The sequence below is a fragment of the Streptacidiphilus alkalitolerans genome, assembly GCF_042511045.1.
GTDB classification, from domain to species: Bacteria; Actinomycetota; Actinomycetes; order Streptomycetales; family Streptomycetaceae; genus Streptacidiphilus; species Streptacidiphilus alkalitolerans.
This window is the reverse complement of record NZ_JBHEZX010000005.1, coordinates 386,628-405,759: the sequence shown is the minus strand read 5'-3', so window position 1 is coordinate 405,759 and position 19,132 is coordinate 386,628. Positions and strand designations below refer to the sequence as shown.

22 protein-coding genes are annotated in these 19,132 nt (G+C 70.5%); all 22 read right to left on the bottom strand.

Going from position 1 to position 19,132, the window contains the following annotated elements:
• Window positions 1–4: 4 nt before the first annotated feature.
• Window positions 5–337 (bottom strand): hypothetical protein, encoded by a 333-nt coding sequence (locus ACEZDG_RS14205; protein WP_380508034.1) that lies wholly within the window; start codon window positions 335–337, stop codon window positions 5–7.
• The gene (locus ACEZDG_RS14200; protein ID WP_380508031.1) at window positions 330–803 is read right to left on the bottom strand and encodes a hypothetical protein; all 474 of its coding nucleotides are present in this window, start codon (window positions 801–803) and stop codon (window positions 330–332) included. Before ACEZDG_RS14200 ends, ACEZDG_RS14205 begins: the two co-directional genes overlap by 8 nt.
• Window positions 803–1,735: a glycoside hydrolase domain-containing protein gene (locus ACEZDG_RS14195; protein WP_380508028.1), complete on the bottom strand. Its 933-nt coding sequence runs from the start codon at window positions 1,733–1,735 to the stop codon at window positions 803–805. Before ACEZDG_RS14195 ends, ACEZDG_RS14200 begins: the two co-directional genes overlap by 1 nt.
• Window positions 1,732–2,049 (bottom strand): hypothetical protein, encoded by a 318-nt coding sequence (locus ACEZDG_RS14190; protein ID WP_380508025.1) that lies wholly within the window; start codon window positions 2,047–2,049, stop codon window positions 1,732–1,734. The genes ACEZDG_RS14195 and ACEZDG_RS14190 overlap by 4 nt, the downstream gene beginning before the upstream one ends.
• Window positions 2,046–2,651 carry a hypothetical protein gene (locus ACEZDG_RS14185; RefSeq protein WP_380508021.1) on the bottom strand — a complete coding sequence of 202 codons (606 nt, stop codon included), beginning with the start codon at window positions 2,649–2,651 and terminating at the stop codon, window positions 2,046–2,048. Before ACEZDG_RS14185 ends, ACEZDG_RS14190 begins: the two co-directional genes overlap by 4 nt.
• A 1-nt stretch (window position 2,652) precedes the next feature.
• The gene (locus ACEZDG_RS14180) at window positions 2,653–3,021 is read right to left on the bottom strand and encodes a hypothetical protein (protein ID WP_380508018.1); all 369 of its coding nucleotides are present in this window, start codon (window positions 3,019–3,021) and stop codon (window positions 2,653–2,655) included.
• Between the two features lie 37 nt (window positions 3,022–3,058).
• On the bottom strand, window positions 3,059–4,666 hold the full coding sequence (locus tag ACEZDG_RS14175) for a hypothetical protein (protein ID WP_380508016.1): 1,608 nt from the start codon (window positions 4,664–4,666) through the stop codon (window positions 3,059–3,061).
• 75 nt (window positions 4,667–4,741) lie between these two features.
• Complete coding sequence (locus ACEZDG_RS14170; RefSeq protein WP_380508013.1) at window positions 4,742–4,933, bottom strand: hypothetical protein; 192 nt, start codon at window positions 4,931–4,933, stop codon at window positions 4,742–4,744.
• The gene (locus tag ACEZDG_RS14165; protein WP_380508010.1) at window positions 4,930–6,009 is read right to left on the bottom strand and encodes a hypothetical protein; all 1,080 of its coding nucleotides are present in this window, start codon (window positions 6,007–6,009) and stop codon (window positions 4,930–4,932) included. The genes ACEZDG_RS14170 and ACEZDG_RS14165 overlap by 4 nt, the downstream gene beginning before the upstream one ends.
• Before the next feature lies 1 nt (window position 6,010).
• Window positions 6,011–7,309, bottom strand: coding sequence for a hypothetical protein (locus ACEZDG_RS14160; protein WP_380508007.1), 1,299 nt, complete (start codon window positions 7,307–7,309; stop codon window positions 6,011–6,013).
• A gap of 2 nt (window positions 7,310–7,311) precedes the next feature.
• Entirely contained in the window at window positions 7,312–11,886 is a 4,575-nt protein-coding gene (locus ACEZDG_RS14155; RefSeq protein WP_380508004.1) for a hypothetical protein, read from the bottom strand.
• A gap of 63 nt (window positions 11,887–11,949) precedes the next feature.
• Entirely contained in the window at window positions 11,950–12,525 is a 576-nt protein-coding gene (locus ACEZDG_RS14150) for a hypothetical protein (RefSeq protein ID WP_380508001.1), read from the bottom strand.
• A complete protein-coding gene (locus ACEZDG_RS14145; protein WP_380507999.1) occupies window positions 12,522–12,920 on the bottom strand; it encodes a hypothetical protein in 399 nt (132 codons plus the stop codon). The genes ACEZDG_RS14150 and ACEZDG_RS14145 overlap by 4 nt, the downstream gene beginning before the upstream one ends.
• 28 nt (window positions 12,921–12,948) lie before the next feature.
• Window positions 12,949–13,404: an HK97 gp10 family phage protein gene (locus tag ACEZDG_RS14140; RefSeq protein WP_380507996.1), complete on the bottom strand. Its 456-nt coding sequence runs from the start codon at window positions 13,402–13,404 to the stop codon at window positions 12,949–12,951.
• Window positions 13,397–13,660: a hypothetical protein gene (locus ACEZDG_RS14135; RefSeq protein WP_380507993.1), complete on the bottom strand. Its 264-nt coding sequence runs from the start codon at window positions 13,658–13,660 to the stop codon at window positions 13,397–13,399. Before ACEZDG_RS14135 ends, ACEZDG_RS14140 begins: the two co-directional genes overlap by 8 nt.
• Before the next feature lie 10 nt (window positions 13,661–13,670).
• On the bottom strand, window positions 13,671–14,216 hold the full coding sequence (locus ACEZDG_RS14130; protein ID WP_380507990.1) for a hypothetical protein: 546 nt from the start codon (window positions 14,214–14,216) through the stop codon (window positions 13,671–13,673).
• Window positions 14,210–15,022 (bottom strand): hypothetical protein, encoded by an 813-nt coding sequence (locus ACEZDG_RS14125; RefSeq protein ID WP_380507987.1) that lies wholly within the window; start codon window positions 15,020–15,022, stop codon window positions 14,210–14,212. The genes ACEZDG_RS14130 and ACEZDG_RS14125 overlap by 7 nt, the downstream gene beginning before the upstream one ends.
• Before the next feature lie 69 nt (window positions 15,023–15,091).
• A complete protein-coding gene (locus ACEZDG_RS14120; RefSeq protein ID WP_380507985.1) occupies window positions 15,092–15,754 on the bottom strand; it encodes a hypothetical protein in 663 nt (220 codons plus the stop codon).
• 87 nt (window positions 15,755–15,841) lie between these two features.
• Window positions 15,842–16,258 carry a hypothetical protein gene (locus ACEZDG_RS14115; protein ID WP_380507982.1) on the bottom strand — a complete coding sequence of 139 codons (417 nt, stop codon included), beginning with the start codon at window positions 16,256–16,258 and terminating at the stop codon, window positions 15,842–15,844.
• Window positions 16,259–16,269: 11 nt separating this feature from the next.
• A complete protein-coding gene (locus tag ACEZDG_RS14110) occupies window positions 16,270–17,100 on the bottom strand; it encodes a hypothetical protein (protein WP_380507979.1) in 831 nt (276 codons plus the stop codon).
• Window positions 17,101–17,160: 60 nt separating this feature from the next.
• Complete coding sequence (locus tag ACEZDG_RS14105) at window positions 17,161–18,885, bottom strand: major capsid protein (RefSeq protein WP_380507976.1); 1,725 nt, start codon at window positions 18,883–18,885, stop codon at window positions 17,161–17,163.
• A gap of 107 nt (window positions 18,886–18,992) precedes the next feature.
• Window positions 18,993–19,130 (bottom strand): hypothetical protein, encoded by a 138-nt coding sequence (locus tag ACEZDG_RS14100; protein WP_380507973.1) that lies wholly within the window; start codon window positions 19,128–19,130, stop codon window positions 18,993–18,995.
• Window positions 19,131–19,132: the final 2 nt, after the last annotated feature.

The window sequence follows — 19,132 nt, the reverse complement described above, 5'->3', positions numbered from 1 at the left end:
CCTCTCACGCGCTGCCGCTGATCAGCGCAGCGTCGGCCGGGTCAGGGGGAGGGATCGGGACGCCGGCCGCCCGCATGGCGTCCTCGAGGACACCCGAGCGCCGACGGAACGCGGCGATGATCCGGTCCTGCAGACGCGCATGTTCCTCGCCCGCGGTCTGGCGATCCCGGAGACGCGACACCTCAGTGCGCGTCTCCGTCAGTGCCGCAGCCAGGCCCGCAATCGTCGTCAGGTCGTGGTCGACATGGACGTCGTCCGGCTTGCTGATCATGGCTACGGTCACGGACGCCACGGCGCCGATCAGCCCGGCAGCCACCATCGCCACAGCATCATCCATGCACGCCCCCCGGGATCTGCGTTATGCGCGCCTCCAGATCGGCGACACGCCGCCGAGCCGTGAGCAGCTGAGTCGACAGCACCGCCACCACGGCCAGCAGTTCGGGGATGAGCAGCCACGCGGGCGCCCCGGTCCAGGCCCGCGGGTACCGGCCGGTGACCGACGCGATGACGTACGCCGCAGCCCACAGCCCAGGCGGCAGCGCAGCCAGGCCGAACCCGGCGACGTCGTGGCCGGCACGGCGAGGCGCGCAGATCAGGGCGACGCCCCCGCACACGATCCACAGCACCCCCCAGTAGGTCAGCGGAAAGGCGTGGGTGAGGACGACAGCCGCCTTGTTGACCGCCGGGCGGTGGTCCTGGATGATCCCCACGCCGTACATCACGTAGGCGGACCCCGCGCCCAGGAGCGCGTAGCCGCGACCGCCGAGCCGCTGGTGGGCGGCCCGCGCCGCCGCGGCCAACATCACGCGCTCGGCGCGGTCGAGGCGCTGGTCGGCGCCGGGGCCTCGAGCGCACTGCCGAGCCGGTCCAGGGCCGCGGTCGCACCGGCCTCGGCAGCGGCCGTGATCTGCTCCGCGGTCAGTCCACCAGCTGCGCCGACGGCCTTGGCCAGGGCGCTGACCGTGGCCGACAGAGCGCCGATCTGCGCGGTGAACGCACTGACCGTCTGCTGGCGCTCGAAGTCGGCCCACGCCAGGACGGTCCCCATGCGGACCGGCTTCCCCGTGGCCCGGTTGGTCTCAGCGTGATCCCAAACCGCCTGGGCGATCTCCTGCGGTGTCGCCATGTCTTCCTCCGTGGGTCGTGGGTACTGGCCCCAGTCGGGCGCCAGCGCATGGTTGATGTCGGCATCGCCGCTGAGGACGGTGCCGCCGGACTGGTAGAGGGTGGCGTGCCGGGACACCTTGCCGCCGGACCACGCGAGGGTCTGCCACAGGTACCGGATACCGAGGCCGTACGCACCCTCGATGATCCGGAAGCTCCCGTAGGTGCCGGTCCTGGCCACGCCGAGGACCGAGATGAGGCCCTTGAAGTAGCCCTCCACCGCGGACCAGGGCACGTCCTTGTCCACGGCGAAGTGGTGGACATGGTCCGCGCCGAGCCCGGCCTGCTTGCGCTGGGCCTCGGCATCGTGGGCGTCCGCCACCCCGGCCGCGTACCCGGCCGTGGCCCGGCCCGCGGTCGTCTCGTACACCGTGGCTAGCAGCACGCCGGCCGCCCGGTACGCGGGCACCTCGCTGGCGTGCAAATCCTTGGTGTCGTCCTTGGAGAAGTACCTGACCACGCCCACCGGGTGATGGGCCAGACCCTCGCTGTCTCGGACCACTACAGCCTTGATCGCGGCGGTGCTGGGCCGCGACCAGGCGATGTCCAGTACGACTGTCAGCGCGCTCATGAGTCGCCACCTGTGTACTGGCTCAGGCGCCGCGCGGTCGCGTCCGGCATACCGAGCCCGATCAGGACGTCGTAGTCGTCCTTCGCCTGCGCGGTCTGGGTGGAGGCCATCGCCACGTCGGACAGCCGGGCCGCCTCGGCGAGCTGGCTCAGCAGCTGGGTGGCAGTGTCGGCGTCGATCTCGGTGCCACCCTGCGGGGCGACCATCGCCGACGGCGGGGACGCGGTCTGCATCGTCACCGACCCGTCCGGCATCTGCCAGTACTGCGTCAGGACACCCGTCGTGGGGGCATCCGCCGCGTCGGTCACTGTCACTGCGTCACGATCAGCAGCTTGTTGTTCCACGTCGCCTGACTCCATGTTGCACCTCCGCCGCCCTTGATCGACAGATCGCGGGTGATCGTTCGGGTCTCGCCGGGCGCCAGCGAGATGCCGACGATGATCTTCTGGTATTCGCTGTGGCACCCCGACATGGCCGTGCCTGCGGCCGGCGCAGGGTTCACCGCGCGCAGCCACTCATCGCCCTCGCAGATGCAGTTGATCGACGCCGAGGCCCCAGCCGGGAGCGACCAATACACGTCCACCGCAAGCAGCTGCACGACCTCGGCCCACCGCGTCGCCGACGGATTGGACGCCACCACCGCCGGGCTCGCAATGCTGCTCGCCACCGACGGCACCGCACCGGCGCCGGCCGTCGTGGTTCCGAGAGCCGAAACCGTGGTCGCGTGCGAAGGCGGGTCAACCCACAGGCCCAGTACGGGATCAAAGCGGATCGCGTTGGTGGACGCCGTAGGGTCGGCCGCGCTGTAGAGCCACGACTGGACGACCGGCTCGTGGGTGGAACCGTTGGCCACGTTGATGCGCAGCCGACCGTCATTGTCGACTACGAACTCTTCACCTACGCAGACCGTGGCCACGTCAGCTCTTGTCCACAGGCGCGAGGGTGATCTGAGCCGGGAGGACCTCGAGGCGCATGCCGTACTTGGCGAGCACAGCCTCGATGTCCTGCGCGCACGCCTGGACCCGCTCCTGCTCGTACGCCGCGATGACGGCCTGGGCCGCGGCGACGGGGTCCACCGGCTCATCTGCGGGCGCGGTCGCAGGCGCGGGGGGATCGTCGGTGGTGTCCGCCGCGGTCGCATCCTCCGAGTCGTCCTCCGGCGGCGGCGGGATGGTGACGGCGTAGGGGTCCATCTGGTCCACGTCCGGGTTGCCAGCCGTGTCCTGGGTGGGGTCGTTGACCTCCTGGCCGTCGGTAACCTGCTGGTCGGGCGTCGGGGTCGTCATAGTTGTCTCCTGCCTAGTGGTGAACAAATCCAGGGGGTTACAAGACGCGTTCCAGGCGCAGCCAGCTGCCTGCGCGCAGAAGCGTTGCGGTGGCGATGGATGTGCCCTGGCCCCATCGCAGCGCCAGTGACCCGGAGGTGGCCGAGGTGGTGAGGTAGCCGGACAGGTGCGCGACCATGTCCACGGACCCGTTGGTGCCGATGACGCGCGACGCTGGAATAGTCGTCGCCGACGCCTCGTAGGACGTCGCCGGGGCACTGGCGACGACCGCACCGGAGGAGAACGTCATGGCGAAGCCCGACGGCCCGGTGAAGTCCATCTTCAGGTCGCCGGTGCCAGTGGGTGCGCCGGCATACTGCAGATACCCCTCGATCGTGTAGGTCGCGTTGGCCTCGAGCGCCATGCCGGTGAAGTAGGGATCAGCCACCAGGGCGACAGTTGATGCCCGAGAGGTGTCCGGCAGCGGCTTGACGTAGGTTTTGCGCGAGCCGACCCCCGCTGTCACGGCGAGCCCAGCGGTGACCACGAGCGCCCCGGTGAGGGTGAGCACCCCGGCGGCGGTGCGTGCGGCGAACAGGTCCCGGACAGCGGCGCCGCCGCCCCACTCCATATCCCCGGCGACGCCGAAGCGGTAGCGCGCCGTGGTGTCACCGGTGACCTGCGCCGACAGGACCGTGCTGGCCGTGCCCTGCATCGTGGCCATCAGACCCTGCCCCGAGGCAGTGGTGTTGAGCAGGACGATCGCGGGGCCGGTGGCATTTCGCTGCACCGTCAGCCCGGATCCGGAGGTACCGGCCAGGCCGCCGATGTACACCCGGCCGGTCGCCCGCTCGATCTGGAACGGAGTATCGATCGCCACCCCGGCGTCGGTGTACCGCGTGATCTGGAACAGGCTGCCGACGTTGGCGCCCCCCTCCGCGGTGCTGTCCGGGCCGATTGACCAGCGCCGGTCCGTGGTGCCGTAAGTCCCCGTGACGGCCGACGTGATGTAGCTCGTCTCGGCGGTGAACCCGCCGGCCGCGATCAGGGAGCCGTCCGTGCGCAGGATGCTGGTGCCGGCCCGGTAGAGGTTCGTGTCCCAGACGTGGGCTCCGTCCGACCAGCGCAGCGGGCCGTCCGCCACCAGCGTGATCCGGGGGTTGGTGTCGCCGCCGACCTGGCCGTCCAGCAGGGTGTTGCCACTGGAGTTGGACAGGTGCAGCGGGGCCGCGACCACCGTGGTGGACGCGGGGGAGAGCAAGCCCCCGTCGGTGCCGAAGGTGAGGACATTGCCCGAGTCGGTGCTCAGCTTCGCGACCAGGCTGCCGGTGCCGATGACGTACGCCACCCCGTTGCCCACCGTCGCGCCCACCGCGTTGCGGACCGCGGTGGATGACACCAGGACGCCGGCGCCGTCCAGCGTGAGGAGGTTGCCCGCAGTCGTTGAGGGGGTGATCTTGCCCGACAGCGCCCACGGGTTCCCCGGCACACCAGCGCCGGTCAGGGTCAGGTCCAGGCTCGGAGTGTCGGTGACTCCCAGGGCGGCCCCAGTGGCGCTGATGATGTACGGGTTCCCGGCTGAGCCGACCCCGGACACCAGGATGCCGTCACCAGAGATGACGGCGCACGAGCACTGCGCCGATCCACATCCGCACCTGCTGGCCATCGGGTCTCCATCCGTAGAGGGAGCCCGGTCCGTAACCAGCAGCTATGGGGCCAGAGTACCGGGTGGTGGGCCGCGTCAGGGAGTGGCCAGGACCTGCACGGTGCCCGTGGTTGTGTTGGTCGCGATCAGGTTGCCGGTGGCGGTGTCGACGTCCAGGACCCACACCCCGCCGATGACCGCGGTGCGGCGCTGCTCGAGGCGGCTGACCCGGTCCACGATGGCGCGCAGCAGTGCCGGTGCCGTGACCGGCCCGCTCTTACGGATCATGAGTCTCCTCCGAGGCCCTCGGTCGCCGTCGGCACGGTCGTGATGGCCACCGACTCCCCCGCGTCCGAGGTGTGCGTGACGTCCAGTTTGGTCAGGCGCATCGTCGTACTGACGGGTCGGCAGGTGTTGGCCACGGTGGTCGGGATGTAGACCCCAGGCACCAGGTCCGAGATCGTCACCGGGGCATCCGGAGCCAGCCGGGCACCGTCGGGGACGGTAACGTACAGCGGGGTTGGCCAGCCCTCAGCAGCGAGCAGCGCCGCCGCCGCGTCGGCCGAGGGCTGGTCGAGGATGTTGGACTCGCTGACGATGTAGTCGAGCTGCCCGTACGGGCCCGCCGTGCCGCCGGTGCCGACCACGCCCTGCCCGATTACCGTGGCGTTGGTCGCCGCGGACAGTCCGTCCTCGACCACCTGCAGCTCCACCAGGAAATGCTCCTCGGTCAGGCGCGCGGTGGTGCCGAGGCTGCCCTCGCCGGACAGGATGATGCTGCGGCCCAGCACCGTGACGTCCAGGCCGCTGCCGGCCAGGTCCCGCAGGATGTCACCGACGTACTGGCCCATCGCCGCATAGGACCGCTGCCCACTGATCCCGGTCTCCCGCACCACCAGGTACTTCAAGATGTTCGGGTCATCGAGGGGGAAGCCCGCGAGGATCGCCGCGCGGCCGATCTCGGCGAGATCGTCAGCCGCTGTGGAGTAGTCGACCGCGGTACGGTTCCCGCGTTTGTCGGACCAGGCCAGGACGTCCCGCGCCACCAGGACCGCGCCGGCCGAGGCGTGCGTGCCGGTCACCAGCGGCCCCGACCACACCTCTTCCCCGTCCCGGTACAGGTGCAGCTCGCAGCCCCACGTCCGCATCCGCGACAGCAGGTCGCAGCACTCCTGCGACCCCGAGGTGGGGACCGTGATGGTGGCCTGCGAGGTGTCGTCCTGGACGCGTCCCCACTGGATCTGCGAGTGCGGCAGCTCTCCGAGATTGGTGCGGCCGGTCTTTGTGGTCACCAGCACGTTGTAATCGGTGGCGCAGCCCAGCACTCGGGCCGCGCTCCCCAGGGACGGCAGCACGATCGCCATGTCAGACCTCCCTCGTGACGATGTCCAGCGACACCCAGGCGGCCGGGTCCACGCTGCTGGTCTCGGCCTCGATGCTGACCAGGTACGGGGTGCCGCACGTCATTGTCGGCCAGGACAGCGGACCGCCGGACGGCCCGGACACCACCGGCGCCGCGGACTGCACCCCGCCACCGGGCAGCGTGACGACTACCTGCTGCCGGGCCCCGTCGAACCCCAGCGAACTCGACGCCGGAACGTAGGAGATGTTGACCTCGGAGCACCAGGCGCACTCTCCGATGTCGTCCGGATCGGTCCGATTCAAGGGGTTCTGGAAAAAGCGGATGCGTACGTTGCGCAGGGAGGTGTCGCCGGAGAACAGCTCCATCACCGGCACGGCGTCCAGCCACACCGGCACGTCAGCGGCCGGGACCGAGATCACCTTGCGGCGGCGCGACAGCGGCAGGCACGCGCAGTCGTCCGCGATGATCGGCAGGTCCGGGATCGCCGTCGAAGGCGGGCACTGCGGGTCGTACAGCGGCATCGGGTCCGTACTCGGGCAGTCGTCGCCGCTGCTCGAGCACGGGCCGGTGGAGTGCACCCAGGTGATGCAAGCCTGCGGCAGGTCGTCCGAGGTCCAGGGGGCCTGCGTCAGGATCGTGGTCGGATCCCAGTACGCCCAGGGTGCGGCGGTGAGGGTGAACTGGATCTCCATCATCGGGCAGCCGCCGCAGTTTCCGCAGGCCGAGGCTCCGCCGAGTTTGTTGGTGATGGTCACGCCGTCCGTCAGGCCTACATTCTGCAGCGTGCGCCACGGGGTGGTGGTGCCCGGGGAGTCCAGGGCTGAGGGCATCGCGGCCAGGTACTGCAGGCTGTCGCCCTCGCACGCCGGACCGTCCGCGCACCCGGCGCGTAGAGCCGCAGCGAGCCAGCTCAGGCCGTACATGGTGGAGCAGCACGAGCGGCCCATCAGGATCCCGGTCACCTGCACCGAGCGGCCCCCGTAGCGCGGCCGGCCGAGGACCACGCCGTCGCCGGTACGGTCCACGACGGGGCGGCTGTACGGTGCGGAGTCCATTCCTGAGATGTTCGTGATGTACAGGCCGCCGAACCCCGCCGAGGCGGGGATCGCGGGGTCGTACCAGGCCGCGTCATCCCCTGCTGGCGTGGTGTACGGGGCGTCGCCCAGCAGCGCCGGCAGGCCCGGGTAGAGGTCGTAGACCGCTACCCCGCGGGGGCCCGCACCGTTGCGCGCGTACGCCACCGTCCGGGAGTTGTTGGCCAGCTCGGTGCCACCCAGGCACAGCCACGACTCAGCAACCACGGTTACCTCCTGCTCTCGTTGAGGCGCGCGTCGATCGCGGCTGCCACTGCCTGCGGATCGCCACTGGGCATCGTCACGTTGACCGTCGCCAGCGTGGTGTGGGTCCTGCTGCCGGCACCGGCGGCGCTCAGCAGGGCCGCGCTGCTCGACCGCGGAGCAGCAATCGCACCGATGCCGCCGCGCAGCCCGATCGTGCCGCCGAGCCCGGCAGCGCCGCTGATCCGGTTGCCGACCAGCTGGCCCAGGGCGTGGGCAGCGTCGCCCACCCGGCGGCGTGAGGCGACCAGTGCGTCCTCGAGTCCGTCGCCGGTGAACTCGCCGATGGCGTAGGTGATCCGGCTGGGGCTTTTGATGCCGAGGCTTTTTTTGAGCGCCGCAGCGAGCGCGTCGCCGATCTTCGTCATCGCGGCGGTGATCGCCGCTTCCTGCGACTGCAGCCCGTCGACCAGGCCCTGCGCCGCGGCAACACCGGCGCCGTACAACTCGGTCGCGACCTGCGTCCCGGTCGACGTCGCGGTGGCAACCAGTTGGTCCTGAGTCGAGTTGAGCTGGGCGATCTGCCCCAGCGAGGCCGTAGCCAGGGCCGCTGCGGTCGCCGCTCCCCCGTCCACGCCCGCGTCCGCGATCTGCTTCAGCAGGGTGTCCGACAGGCCCCGGGCCTTGAGCGTGGCCAAGTTCTGCGCGAACACGGCCGCGGCCTGAGTAGCCGTCTGCAGCCCAGCGATGATCGACGCCGGGGTGAGGGAGTCACCGCCCACCTTGGTGATGTCTCCCGACGAAAGGATCCCGTCAGAGACCGACTGCTGCTCATCGGTGAACAGCTTCTGGGCGTCCGTCAGCGCGGTCTGGGCGGCGGCCAGCTTGACCGCCACGGCGGCCTTCTGGGTGGCCAGGGCCTGCAGCTTGGTGTTGTCCGCGGCGATGACCGCCAGGACCGCCGCGCCGGCCTTCTGGTCCGCCTTCGCCGCGGCGATCTCCGCGTTGAGCTGCTTGGTGTGCGCCGATTTGTCGAGCGCCGCGATCTCCGCCCGGATCTGCGCCCGCTTCTTCGAGTTCTTCGTGGACGTGTCCGCCAGCTGCTTGAGCAGAGACTCGCGCTTGGCAGCCGTCGACCGGAGCTTGGCCTCGTCCGAGGTGATGAGCGCTGCCGGCTCGGTCTCGTACGCCTTCGTGACCTGGCTCGTCAGCTTGCCGATGGCCGAGGTGATCTGCGCCGAGGTGCCCGTCAGGCCGGCCACCAGCCCCTGGTTCGCGTAGGTCACGATCGACGCGGTGGCGTTCTTCAACTGCTGGCGCAGGTAAGGCGTAGCAGCCGAGATGCCCGACATCAGGCCCTGCATGATCAGGCGACCGGCCGGGGTCAGCAGCGTGGCGTCCTTGGACGCCGGGCCCTTCCACGAGGGGATCAGGTCGGTGATCGACTTGAGCTTGCTCTTCAGCTGGCCGGCGGCGTTCTCGATGCCGCTGATCAGACCGTGGATGATCGCCTCACCCGCGTGCAGCAGCAGGGAGTTGAGGTCACCCAGGGTGGAGAGCACCCGGCCCGGCAGCCCCTTGAGCCAGTCCCACAGGGAGGACGCGGCCGAGGATGCGGCCGAGCCCATCTTCCCGAAGGCGCCCGACACGTACTTAGCCACGGTGCCAGCCAGCCCGGACAGCGCGCTACCGACCTTGCCAGCCAGGCCGCCGAGCCACGACAGCACGTCGGAGATGGCCGACTTGACGACGTCGTACACCTTCGACATGGCCGTCTTGAAGATCGACCACAGGTTGCTGACCAGTGCGATGACCCCGTGCCAGGCGGTGGAGAAGTGGCCCTGCAGCAGGTCGGCGAGGATCGTGATGATCGGGATCACCACGGTGGTGATGTATCCGGCGAGCAGCGTCGCCAGGACCCCGGCCAGTTTGGCGACCAGGGTGATGATCGGGGTCAGCACCGCCATCAAGCCCTTGAGGGCTCCGCCGATCAGCGAGATCACGATCGAGATCACGGGCGCGAAGGCGACAAGCAACTGTCCTAGGGCCAGAGCAAGTTGACCGATCACGGGGCCCAGAGTGGTGGCGATGATGCCAGCCAAGGACGCCAGCAGGCCGATGACCGGGGTGAGCACCGGCATCAGCGCGGAGAGCAGCTGGCCGACCAGCATGCCGATGGCGGACAGCACCGGCGCCAGGGCCCCGGCGACCTGGCCCAGGATCGTGCCGATGGCGGTGAACAGCGGCGCGAGCGCGGTCAGCAGGGACGACACCGGGGTGAGGACGGCGGTGATCAGCGTCATCAGGATCCCGACCAACGGGGTGATGATGCCCGGGAGTTGAGCGATGATCGGCCCGAGCAGCGACATGAGGATGTTCGCCACCTGAGTGACGATCGGGGCCAGCTGCACGAAGATCGCCGACAGGGCCGACAGGATCGGGGCCAGGGCGGGGAGCAGCGACGACACCAGCGACCCGACCACGGGCAGCAGCGGCAGCACCCCCTGCACCAGCAGCCCGACCGCCTGCGCCGCCTGGGTGAGCAGCGGCGCCAGAGCCGACACGATCGGACCGAGCGCGGCACCCAGAACGGTCGCCAGCTGCTGCGCCGGGCCGCCCAGGGCGACCAGGATCGGAGCCACGGCGTGCAGCGCGGCGATCAGCAGCGGCAGCGCGGCCGACGTGAGCGCCGACAGGGTGCCACCGATAGCCTGCATCGCCGAGGCGAAGGCCGGAGTGCCCGAGAAAGCGGCGAGCGCGGTGGCGATCTGCTTGATAACGCCGAGCATTCCGCCACCATTTGCAGCGGTGGCGGATAGGACGTTCTGAATAACAGTGAATACGGACCCGACAATGGAGCCGAGTTCCTTGATAAGGCCAATGGCGGTATCGATGGCCTTGGTAATTGCGCCGGACTTGAATGCCGCATTCAGCTTGCTGGAAATCGTCGTCGCTGCGCCTGCTGCGCCGGAGGTGACCCGGGCGAAAGCAGGAGCCGCTGCAGCACCGATAGTGACCAGCGCGCCGACGGCTTGCCCCGGCAGTTTGGTCAGGTTGCGCAGGCCCTGGTTTGCCCCTGCCAGGGCGGTGCCGAACTTGCCCGATGTGGCCAGCTGCTGCGCCGAGCTGATGACGCCCTTGGCCATGCCGTTGAGCGCGGACGCGGAGCCGAGCAGCCCCACCCGCAGCGTCGGCAGGACTGCCCCCGCGTTTTTGATCCCCGAGGCCAGCCCCTGGAACAGGTTCTGTTGGACCTCGCTTTTAACTTTGGTGAATTCCGCGTGCATAGAACGGATTTGCAGCACGAATTGCTGAGCGGACGGCGCCAATTTCTTCAGCGCGGCGTCGAATTCCTTGGTCTTTGACGGGTCGAATGCGACCTTGAGTGCGTCCGAAACTCCGGACATTCCCAATTTCAGCGCGCCGACCGCTGACGCGATAGCCAGGATTCCTGTCGCCGCAATTCCTGCAGCCGGTGCCAGGTTCAGAACGAGAGGGATGATCGAGGCGATCAGGGGCGGCAGCGGTCCGATCGCCCCCACCATCGCCCCGATGTGGCCAGCGACAGAGGAGAACCCTGTGCCGATCTGGGTCAGCATCGGACCCATGCGCCCAAGCGCCCGCTGCGCCAGGCGGCCCACCGGCGCAAATGCCGAGCCGAACACGCCGAGCCGGTAGCGGGCCGTCGCCAGCGGCGGCCCGAAGACACCAACGATCGTGCCGGCCAGCGACGCCCACAGGCGCGAGCCGGTCGTGGACATGCTGGCGAACTGAGCAACTACCGAGGCCCGCGCGCGAGTTGCCCCGCCGGTGATCCGGGCCCACGTAGATGTCGCCGTGGTTCCGATGTGGGTGAACCCACCACCGGCCCGAGACAGGGCAGCCGACATCTGGGCCAGGCCGGCCCCGGACACCGACGACAGCGAGCGCACCGTCCGAGTCCCGAACGCCACTGCGGCGGTGGTCGCCGTCGACCACGAGCCACGCATCGACCCGACCGACCCGAGGACCGAGCGCACCACGCTCTGCACCCCGGACATCGCCGACGACACGATGGTGCCGCTGCTCCTGGCCTGCGTGGCGACACGGGACAGGGCCGCCACGCCGGCCGCGCCCATCGCCGCGAGGCGGGAACTGGTCGACCCGGAGGAGCCACCCACCTGGTTGACCGCCGCCGCGGTTGTGGTGGCCGCCGCGGCGGTTGCCTCTAGGCCGACTGTGGCCGGCCCGGCCGCCGCAGCTACCTCATCCAGGGAGCGCGCCGAGATGTCGGCGACCGAGTGCGCGGCAGCAGCTGCTGCACCGTCGACCTCAGCCAGGGACCCAGCAGCAGCTGACGCCGCAGCTGACACCGACCGCCCCGCCGCGTCGGCCGCGTCGCCGATACCCGACAGCGCCGACGACGCTGCCCGGCCGCCGTCCTCGTACGAGCTGGCGACCTCGGCCGCCGTCCGCACCGCAGTGTCGGCGATCTCCTGCAGCGACCTTGACCCAGACGCCTCCGCCCGGGACAGCGCCGCCGAGATCCGTGTCTCGAGGTCCCCTTCGAACCCGCCAGTCTCGGCCTCGATCGTGACGTACGCGCCAGCAACATCGGTCATGGTCCCGGTCCAATCACTCAGGGGTGATGGGCCCGGTCCGTAACCAGCAGCGCTACCGACAGGCTACCCGTCAGCCCGCTGCGCCTGGTGGGCTCCGAACGCAGCCATGAAGGCATCGCTCTCGTCCTGCACCATCGACTCGGGGACCGAGGCAGAATCGACGCTGGCCGGGGGCAGGAACACCGTGGCGTCGAACGCCGCCCGCTCGCGCTCCCCGGCGCCGTCGACCAGCCGGGCGTAGACCACACCGGCGGCCCGACCGGGAGCGGTGGCGAGCATGGCCAGCCAGTCGACGCCGTCACGGCTCAGTGAGCCGTCGAACTCCACCCAGTGCAGCACCGCCCAGCCGAACAGCCGGGCCGCAGCCCACCAGTCCAGGCCCGTCGCGGCGCGCACCAGCGCCTGCGCCACCTGCTCCACCACATCCATGCCCAGCGGCTCGGCGTCGCCCACGATGCGGTCCTCGAGCGCCTCACGGTCCTCCGGGTGGGTGAGCTGCAACAGGAGCGGCAGTTCCCAGTCGCCGGTCGGGAGCAGCGTGGCGAGCAGCGTCCACGGACCGGTCACCTCATACGTCAGGCCGTCGATGACGTACTCGGTGGGTGGCCCGTGGACAGCTGCCTCGAAGGGTGTACTCACTCCACCGGGGCGGGCTTGGCCTTGGTCGACCGGGCGCTACGGCGCGCGGCCCGGTTGGCAGGGGCACCCCCGGCGAATGCCTTCGCCAGGGCGATCAGCACGTCCGCGTAGAGCTCGAAGCGGATCGTGTTCGTCTTTTCCACGAACCGGTCCCGCTCTTCAAGGTCCGGGAACACTGCCTTGCCGAAGTCGTCCAGCGCCTTGATCTGGCGGCTGCCAGCGAGGTGCTGCGCGGCCAGGAGGCGGGCGGTCACGGTCGACTGCGGCTCGTGCGCGGTGAACTCCTCCTCATCGATCCGGAAGACGACCTTGCGCGACTCCTCAACGGGAGCGCCTTCCTCGGTGATCGTCTGGCCCTCGGGGGTGGAGTGGAACTCCAGGATGTCGCTGCTCATGTGGTTTCCCTGCCTGCCTGTTGATCGACTACATCGGGTTGATACGGATGGGGTAGGGGACGGTGGCCTCGAGCGCGTACACCAGGAACGGCATACGCGGGACCCCTCGGACGCTGCGGGCGTAGACGATGGTCCCGGCGCCGGATGCCTTGACCTGGCCGTGGTTGAGCGGGCCGAACGTGCCGCTGCTCGGGAACCGCAGGAACTTTGCCGACACCGGGACGATGGGCGTGCCCTTGGGCCCGTAGATGCCGGTGCCCTCGTGCCGGTACAGCGCGTACTCCAGCGGGCTGCCGATCCGGCCGATGACCCGGGTGCCCTCGACCGTCACGTTCGACCCGATCGTGGACCGCAGCCGCCCGCTCTTCGCCGGGGCGATCCGCCGCGCGGCGTTGGCGACCGCCCTGGACTGGGTGTTGACCAGGCGCACGACCGGCCCGTGCGGCCCCCGCAGCAACTGCTGCAGCGCAACCTGATCAATCACTACCCGACCCATCGGCCACCTCCTCGGGCTCCGGCTCGGCGCCCGCGGCGGGGGCGTCCACCTGGGGCTCGGGCTCCACCGCCGCGAGGGCCTGCTCGGCCTCGCTCTCCGGCTCGGCCTCGGGCTTGGTGTCCAGCACGGTCAGGTAGCCGTGCGCCACCGCGCCCTCGACCAGCGGCGTCAGCTCAACGTCCTCGATGACCTGGCCGATCTCCAGGTCGAGGATCGCGGCATTGACCTGGACGGTCACCGACATGAGCAGCTCCTCAGCAGCAGTTGTCTTGGATCTCGAACGACAGGGTCATGGATCCGCCCATGCAGCCGCCGAGCGATGGGTGTGGGGTCCAGGCGCCGGGCGCAATCGCCAACTCGCTGTCGTATCCGGCCGCCTTGCGGGCGTCCCGGAGGCAGCAGTACGCGCGGCGCATCGCTGCGGCGTCGTCCATGAGCCGGTGGGCGGCGTCCGTCAAGTCGGCGGCCGACGGCGGGTTGCCCTGGTCATCGGGCGTCGGTGCGCACCGGAAGACGCCCATCTCCAGCGTGGCGTTGTAGTAGACGTCCGACCCGCACTTGGGGATCGCCAACTTCTGCCCGACGCCGGCGCCGACGACCGGGGTGATGCCGACCAGGCGGACCCACGCCTCGCCGCTGCCGGTGTTGTCCCCGCACGCGCAGTAGTCCGCGATCGCGGCCTGCCCGGGCACCAGGGTGCTGACCGCGACCGGGCCGGCCATGGTCCGCGCGAGCTGCTGCTCGAGGCACAAACTGAGGGCGTCGGCGACGACGGCGACCTGCGTGTCCAGGGTCACCATGTGCGGGTCCTGACTGCGGGTCGGTCCGGGGAGTAGACCCGAGACGCGGACCGCTGTGCGTTCGGGTTGACCGCGGCGAGCCACATGTCCACCTCGGGCAGCCCCACCCGGCCGGCCTCGATGAACGACAGTGGGTCGAGGATCGTCATCTGCACGCCCTCGCGGGTCAGCTGGGTGACCCGGGACGGCAGGCGGCAGGTCGCGCCGATGGACGCGAGCAGCAGCTCGGAGGCGTACAGCTCGAGCGCGTACTCGCCGGAGGGGCCGAGCGGCACGCCCTGGGTGAACGTGATGGCGAAGGCCCCCGCGGCGTCGTCGGCGAGGGTCATGTCCTGGCAGTCGGGCCACCGGCCGCCGTCGGTGCGGAGAAGGCGGCGCCGGTCGTAGACCGCGTAGGCCGTCGGGGGCAGAACCGCGCCGTCCACGTTGACGCTGGTGATACCCGTCACGGGGGCTGGGAGGAGCAGTTCGCGCAGCGGCGAGCACGAGCACTCGTCACCGCACATCGAGCAGCAGGCGTTGACCCACAGCCCCAGCTCATCGATGTACGGGATCATCCACTGCCCGCCGATGGGCCAGTCTCCGCCGAACCAGCGGCGGTCCATCCGCGGGCGCCGGCACGGGCGCACCGTCAGCGAGCAGTTGCCGTGTCGCTTCCCGGCCAGGCGCCACAACAGGTCACCCGCGACACCCCACGCCCACGTCCGCTGAGCGGCCGACGCCGCCGTCCACGCGTTGGCGTTGGGCCCGTGGACCGTGGCAGGAGCAGCACCGAAGCACGGCCCAGCCTGCTGGGGCTGCGTCACGAACTGCTCCTCTCAGTGGGGGTGGTGGGCGACCCGGGGTGCGGCAGGGTGCGCCCCGGGCCGCCGGTCTTAGGCCGGTGCGGCGAGAGCGACGCAGCCAGCGGTGACGGCCGGAGGAGCGATGGTCGTCTTGTGCAGGTCGAGGTGGTCGCGCGGGCCGATCGCGGTCAGCAACGGTCCGGGGGTGACCGTGCCGGAGATGATCGAGGTGTCGTCCACGTCGTAGGGGCCCACGCCCCAGCCGCTGCCGTCCTTGGTCCTAGCCCCGGTGATGACGAACGACGCCGCGTCGTTCTCGATCTTGAAGTCGTTGACGTACCCCTGGGTCACGTACGGCAGCAGGAAGTAGCCGTACTCCCTGGCCACACCGGGGCCGCAGGTCTGACCCGAGATGTCCGCCCAGACCTCCAACCCGAAGTTGGCCAGCGGCGAGCCGGACGCGACTCGGTAGCCGGCGGCCGAGCCGAGGGCGTCCAGGACCAGCGCGTTGCCGGTCATCATGTTGACCATGTCCGGGTCCACGCCGCAGAAAGTCGCCTCGGCGTTGAACCACTTGGTCTGGTTGATCCCGGGGTCGTTGACGCAGATCGCGCCGGACGCGGCCTTGACGAGGATCTCGTCCGCCTTCTCGATCTCGGGCGAGTAGGCGATGGAGACGAACCCGGCGCTGACGATGGTGGAGCAGGCCCCGATGACGGGGACGCCGCAGGCGTCCAGGCGCGTGACGCGCATGACCCGGCCGCGGACAGAGGACCAAGTGGCCTCGGGAGGAGCAGTCATGATGTGGCCCTTTCTGGGTGGCCGGGTGCTTGCCGCGGACTACTTGGCCGCGGCCTTGGTGGTCTTGGTCGAGGTCGCGGCGGGGGTTGCGGCGGCCGGGGCAGGGTCGGCGACGGAGGCGTCAGCGCCCGGTGTCGGGTCGGTGGTGACGGGCGTCGCCGGGGCGGTGCCCTCACCCTCGGCCGGGTCCGTGACCGGCGTGGACGGGTCGGTGACGGGCGCCGCCGGGTCCTGGTCGTCGGTCAGATCCGCGGCCTCCTGCTTGAGCGCGGCCACGATCTTGTCGGACTCGGTGTTGAGGTGCGCGGCCACCTTGTCCCACACGGCCTCGGGCGCCCGGAAACCGTCGCTCGTGGTCTGGACGTGCTGGACGTGGTCCGCGAACCGCAGCAGCAGCTGGGCCACGCGCTCACGGAACGCGTGCGGGACGATCTTCTCGAGCAGTTCGAGTTCCACTGGGTGCCTCCTCAGGCGATGGTGATCAGGACCGCTGCGAGCAGGCAGTCCCAGCCGACGACGTACGTTCGCTCGGCCAGAATTTCGAGGTTGTTCGTGGTCTTGTTCAGGGCCTGCTCGGGGGTGTCCGGGTTCATGTAGACCTCGGACCGGCGGACCACGACCGGGCTGGTGGCGTACGCCCACGCGGTCCCGGCCGGGGCGTCCGACCCGTCCGGGCCCGTCCCCGGGTAGCCGCCACCGGCGGCAACCAGGGTGCCGAGGCGGGTGGTGGTCCGGGTGCCGGAGGTGGTGAGCATCTGCCCGCGCCACAGGAGCGTGGCGACGTCGCGGGTGAGGTGGACCATGCCCACCCCGCCCGTGCCGGAGCCGAGGTACGCCTCGAGCAGAGCGAGCCCGACCTCCGGCGAGACCGCGTCGGCGAGCAGCGATCCGGGGCCGAGGATGACCGCTGTCGGGTCGGCCAGGCGCGGCCGGTTGCCCTGGTCCCCGGTCCACAGCGCACGCTCCGTGGCGCGCTGCTCGCCGAGGTACAGCGCCTGCTGCGCCCTGTTGCGCACGTCGGCAACGGTGTGTCCGACCAGCTTGCAGTTGTAGCCGCCGTAGATGATGAACGGCGTCGCCTCGACCTCGGGGACGCCCTCGTCCACCGCCAGCGGGTCGCGCTCGGCGACGCACGGGTCACCACCGGCCTGCGCCTCAGCGCACGTCAGCGGCTCCCACATGACGCCGTTCTCGGCGTGGGCGTCCTCCATCGGCAGCATCGTGGCGACGGAGAACAGGCCGCCGGCCGCAGGGGCGACGGGCTGTGGTTCGACGTACCGCAGGGGTGCGATGGACATGCTGCCCTCCTTCCGTGGTGGGCCGCCCCGTCAGCGGGCTGTGACAGGGCGGCCGTTGGGTCAGGAGGTCGGCAGGACGACGCGGGCGCCGACGGTGCCGGTCGGGGCGATCGGCATGGTGATGACACGGGACTCGCCAGGGCTGCGCTTGATGGTGGCGAGGCCCTCCTCGGTGAAGAGCGCGGTGTACTGGTTCACCGAGAACGTGGCCGAGTCGTACACGGCCTCGAGGTTGATCACGGCGTCGGTCGCGCGGACCCACACGCCAGCCGGGTACATCAGGAACTTGACGCTGGCGGGCCACAGCACCATGGCTGTCGCAGCGCCCGGGCCGCCGGCGACGCCGGAGAACGCGTCCTGCCAGTCGTAGACCCACTGGACACTGATGCCACGCTGAGCGAGCCAGGTGTTGACCTGCGCGCGAACGACGCCAGTGTCCTCGAACGGCTGCCGCAGCGTGAGGTCCGCGACGATCTCGCCGATCACCCAGTCCGGCCCGACGACCTCAACGGTCGAGGCCGGGTCCAGGCGCAACTTGTACCGCATGTCCATGGCCTGCAGGGCCAGGCCGTTGAGGATCTGCGAGGCGGCGCCGATGCCCGCAGCGATCGTCACCGCGGTGGAGCCGGTGACCATGTCCGCGATCGTCAGGGCGTTGATCTTGTGCTCGTGCGCGACCATCGCACCGCCGACGACCCTCTTGACCAGCTCCGGGTAGGCCCGGTTCTGCAGGATCCCGGCGGTGATGTAGACACCCTGGACGCCGAGACGGGTCTCGGTGAAGTCGGCGCACGGCACGTTGTACGGCGTCTTCGCCGTGTTGGCGATCGCCTGCGCCTCGGTCTGGTGGAACCCGACGCCCGACCAGATGGTGCTGAAGTCGACCCCGAGGGTCGACCGGATGCCACCGCGGGTCGCAGCGATCTCGGGGATCTGCAGCAGGCCGGTCGCGGTCTCCAGCGCCTGCATGTCGTACAGCGTCTCCGACGGGGCGCACCAACCACCGGCCGCGACCAGCGAGCCGCCCGGCAGCCGCCGTTCGTCACCGGCCCGGTCGAGGACTTCCTGCGCGTCCAGCGCGTCGGCGGTCAGTTCCTCCGGGATGTCGCGCTGCACGCGGGCGATGCTGGCCTGCATCCGCGAGCCGCGTCCCTTGCGGACCATGGCGTCGTTGCGCGGGAACCCGCCGAAGCGGCTGAGTGCGATCTCGGCCAGTTCGTCCAGGTCGGCGATGGCCTGGCCGGCGCTGTAGCCGGTGACGCCGGCGGCGGCGGTCAGGGACGCGCGCCGGGTGCGCAGCTTCGGGGTCGGGTCCGGTGCGGGCGGCGTCGGACGGGGTGCGCGCCGGGCGATAGCGGCGAGGTCGACGCGGGCGCGGTTGCCCGCCGCCAGGGCCGGGGCCGGGTCGCCCGCGGGCGCCGGGTCACCCGCCGGGTCAGCGACCGGGGCCAGGTCGCCCGCGGGGTCGGCGGCGGGGTCGCCGCCCGCCGGGTCGGCCGGCGGGGTGACGCGCGAGGTCAGATCGGCGATCCGCGCGGCCTGCTCGTCCGCAGCGGTCTGCCGGTTCGTCTGCTCGGTCCGGACCGCCTCGACCGCGGCGGCGAGGGACTCCAGCTGCGCCACGTCGTCATCAGTCAGGGCCTCACCGGCGCGCAGGGCGTCGAACGCCGCCAGGGCCTCGGTGTCCAGCGCGGCGAGGTCGAGGTCAGGGGTGGCCAGGAGCGCAGTGACGGCCTCGGTGTCACCGGCCGCGAGTGCGTCAAGGAGTTGCTGCAGGTGTCCCATGAGGGTGCCTTTCCGGGGACGTGTCGTCAGATACGCGCCCGGTCCGCAACCAGCAGCTACAGGTGAGGATAGCGCGGTGGCCCCCGCATCAGCAGGGGCCACCGACGTCAGACCTTCTCCACCGTGCCGCCGCCACCGTCAGCGGCCTGCGCGGCCAGGGCCTCGCCCTGGGTCAGGTACTGCCTGATCTGCCCGGAGGCGCTGGTGTAGCGCCACAGGTCCACGGTCTGCGCGTGCGCTCGCACGC